The 3,644-nt window shown below is 39.3% G+C and carries 3 protein-coding genes; 2 read left to right on the forward strand and 1 reads right to left on the reverse strand.

Annotated features, from left to right (window positions below; genetic code table 11):
• Window positions 1–333: 333 nt before the first annotated feature.
• Window positions 334–1,806 (reverse strand): ketol-acid reductoisomerase, encoded by a 1,473-nt coding sequence (gene ilvC / locus ACT3RM_RS17205; protein ID WP_441836508.1) that lies wholly within the window; start codon window positions 1,804–1,806, stop codon window positions 334–336.
• A gap of 146 nt (window positions 1,807–1,952) precedes the next feature.
• On the opposite strand from ilvC, the gene ilvY reads away from it, so the two are divergent.
• Together ilvY and ACT3RM_RS17215 are read left to right on the forward strand one after the other, a co-directional pair.
• Window positions 1,953–2,882, forward strand: coding sequence for an HTH-type transcriptional activator IlvY (gene ilvY, locus ACT3RM_RS17210; RefSeq protein ID WP_441836507.1), 930 nt, complete (start codon window positions 1,953–1,955; stop codon window positions 2,880–2,882).
• Window positions 2,883–2,980: 98 nt separating this feature from the next.
• A partial coding sequence (locus ACT3RM_RS17215) for a MipA/OmpV family protein (RefSeq protein ID WP_444511458.1) occupies window positions 2,981–3,644 on the forward strand: 664 nt, incomplete at its 3' end.

Here is a 3,644-nt window from a genome sequence, read left to right on the forward strand (position 1 = left end):
ACACTACTTGCTCTATAAGTTCAATTTATAATGATCTTGCCGTGAATGGGCTGCCATTGTAACTGAGTAATATTTGCAAGTACTTCTTTTTTCGGCACTTGAGTTATGGCAAATAGATCTGTGTTTTCAATAAGGCTTGCTGCTTTATACGTTGTAGCTCTTGGACTAATAATGTGTCGTTAGTTTTATTGGAATTTGCCCGTTTCGAGTCTTTGGTCATATTAGTTTGTCATAATGTGGGTTTATAACATAGAAAAAGCCCACAGCAAAAGCATGTGGGCTTGGGTTTCTAACAAGCGAAATTGTTACTTTCCAGGGATAAACAACTTAGTGTTAAACTACTTTTTTCATCGCTGACATATAACCACGAAGTTTACTACCGATTATTTCAACAGGATGCTCACGAAGAGCTGCGTTGATAGCAATTAGCGTTTGGTTATCCACTTGGTTGCTTTGCTCACTTAGGCCTTTACCAATAACGTCAGTATCAATGGTTTTCATAAAGTCTTGTAGTAGTGGCAAGCAGGCATGGTTATATAAATAACAGCCATATTCTGCGGTATCTGAAATCGTGCGGTTCATTTCAAATAACTTTTTACGTGCGATGGTGTTAGCAATAAGCGGCGTTTCATGAAGTGATTCATAATAAGCCGACTCTGCAATAATACCTGCCGCTGTCATGGTTTCAAACGCAAGTTCAACACCTGCTTTAACCATAGCAACCATTAAAATACCTTGGTCAAAGAACGTTTGCTCGTCGATCTCTGCATCAGTATTTTGCTGTTTTTCAAAAGCTGTTTCAGCTGTTTCTGCGCGCCATTTATGTAGCTTTGCATCATCTTCAGCCCAGTCAGCCATCATGCCACTTGAGAACTCACCACCGATAATGTCATCCATATGTTTATTATAAAGTGGGCGCATAATAACTTTAAGCTCTTCACTTAGGTCAAATGCTTTAACTTTAGCTGGGTTAGATAGGCGGTCTAACATATTGGTAACACCACCGTATTTAAGTGCTTCGGTGATTACTTCCCAACCATATTGAATTAGCTTTGACGCGTAGCTTGCGTCGATACCTTTTTCGACCATTTTATCGAAACATAAAATAGAACCCGTTTGTAGCATGCCACATAGAATAGTTTGCTCGCCCATTAAGTCTGACTTTACTTCAGCAATAAATGATGAATTAAGTACACCCGCACGGTGTCCACCTGTGCCTGCTGCATAGGCTTTTGCTTGTGCTAAACCATGGCCTTGTGGATCATTTTCAGGGTGAACGGCAATCAGTGTTGGTACACCAAAACCACGTTTATACTCTTCACGTACTTCAGAACCTGGACACTTTGGTGCAACCATAATAACGGTAATGTCTTCACGAACTTGCATACCTTCTTCAACGATATTAAAACCGTGCGAGTAAGCAAGTGTCGAGTTTTGTTTCATTAATGGCATGATAGTGTTTACAACGTTGGTGTGTTGCTTATCAGGAGTTAAGTTTAAAACTACATCAGCGGTTGGAATTAGCTCTTCGTATGTGCCAACGGTAAATCCATTTTCAGACGCATTTAGGAATGATTGACGACGCTCGCTAATCGCTGACTCACGCAATGTGTATGAAACGTCTAAGCCTGAATCACGTAAATTTAAACCTTGGTTTAAGCCTTGTGCGCCACAACCAACAATTACTAGTTTTTTACCCTTAAGTGCATCAACACCGTCACTAAACTCAGCCAAGTCCATAAATTTACATTGTGCAAGCTGTGCAAGTTGCTCACGTAAAGGAAGGGTATTAAAGTAATTCGCCATGATGAGTGTCCTATTTCATATTTGTTAGATGCAAGTGCTTTATGCCTTGCTTACATTTACAATAAGAAATAATTCTCCTTGCGTAAAATGATATATTTGCATTAAAGTATTTCATTATATGAAATAGTTGGGCAGTCTACGATTTTATGAGTCATAAGCATTTACATTACTTCTTAGCTTTAGCTAAAACGTTACACTTTGCTCGCGCCAGTGAGCTTTGCCATATTAGCGCGCCTACGCTAAGCCGTAATATAAAACAACTTGAACAAGAGGTGGGGGTCGCGTTATTCACACGTGATAATCGCACGGTAAAATTAACCCGAGAAGGACTGTCATTTATTGATTATGCCAATGCTACACTTGCTAATTGGCAGCGATTTCGCACTAATGTGAATGACCCGGAACAGCCTATATATGGTGATGTGAGTATTTTTTGCTCGGTAACAGCCTCTTATAGCTTTTTATATCAAATTTTAGAGCAATTACGACTTCGCCATCAGTATATTGAAATAAAACTTAATACCGGCGATCCTGCGTTAGCCCTTAATCGTGTGTTTGATGGGCAAGAAGACATGGCGATTGCCGCAAAGCCAGATAAATTGCCATCACAAATTGCTTTTGCAAGTATTGGTTACTCACCGCTGGTATTTATTGCTCCTAAAATAGAATGCTCATTAAACGATCAGCTTTTGAAATGTGGAAACCAAGTACCTTGGTCAAAGTTGGCTTTTATAGTACCAGAGCAAGGTTTTGCCAGGCAGCGATTGGAGCAGTGGTGGTTTAAAAATAATATTCGAGCCAAAATTTATGCCCAAGTTGCGGGTCACGAGGCGATGGTATCTATGGTGAGTCTAGGACTTGGTATCGCTATGGTGCCTAAAATAGTACTCGATAATAGCCCGTTAAAGGAAAAAGTTCAGGTTATTAGCGATCACGCTTTACCGCCAAAAGGCTTTGAAATTGGTCTTGCGGTGCTAAGAAAGAACTTAGCAGACCCAGCATTAGAAGCATTATGGCAAATTGCGCAAACCTTAGACTTTCAAAAAAGTGATTTGGAAGTAACGGCAAATGTATAAAAAATGTGAATGATTGTAATTAACTAGGGATTAGTGCGTTGCACCTTGCTATGATGAATGTCAACTTAATCTCTTATTTGGTTATTTGTAGTAAAACAATGAAGTTAATTACAACAGCCTGTGTTGCCTTAAGCATATTGTTTAGCACTGTATGTAGTGCAACAAATGCACATCAAACTGTGACCTCTGAATCTGCTGAGCAGATCACTATAGGGCAATGGTATATAGGTTTAAGCGCCGGCATTGGCGTGATGACAAATCCACTGCAAAGCGGTGATAACTTACCCCTTATTGTAGTGCCTGAAATAGCCTATTATGGAGAGCAGTTTTTCTTTGACAATGGTCGTGTGGGTTATAGCTTAATACAAACCGAAAAACATATAGTTAATTTAGTTAGCGAGTTTAATCCCGAGACACGTTTTTTTGTTGATTGGCATCCAAGTAATATTTTTGCTTTACAATCTTCCAGTAGCTTAGCTTTACAATCTTCCAGTAGCTTAAATGTTGAAGCTGACCCCAGTCCTGTAAAAAACATTCCAAACCTTAATGATTTAAACAAGCGCCGGTGGGCTCTTGATATGGGGTTAAGTTATCACTATATTCATAAAAATCATGTTTTTTCAGTGCAAAGTCTTGCTGATGTGTCAGGTGTTTATAATGGCACTCGAACAGGCTTGCAATGGCAAATGATGAGAAAATATGCCGATTGGCAAGTTAAGCCTAGCTTAGGTATTTGGTATAAATCATCTGAACTTAATACTT

Origin of the sequence: Pseudoalteromonas sp. AOP7-A1-14, from assembly GCF_052376275.1 — a bacterium.
GTDB lineage: Bacteria > Pseudomonadota > Gammaproteobacteria > Enterobacterales > Alteromonadaceae > Pseudoalteromonas.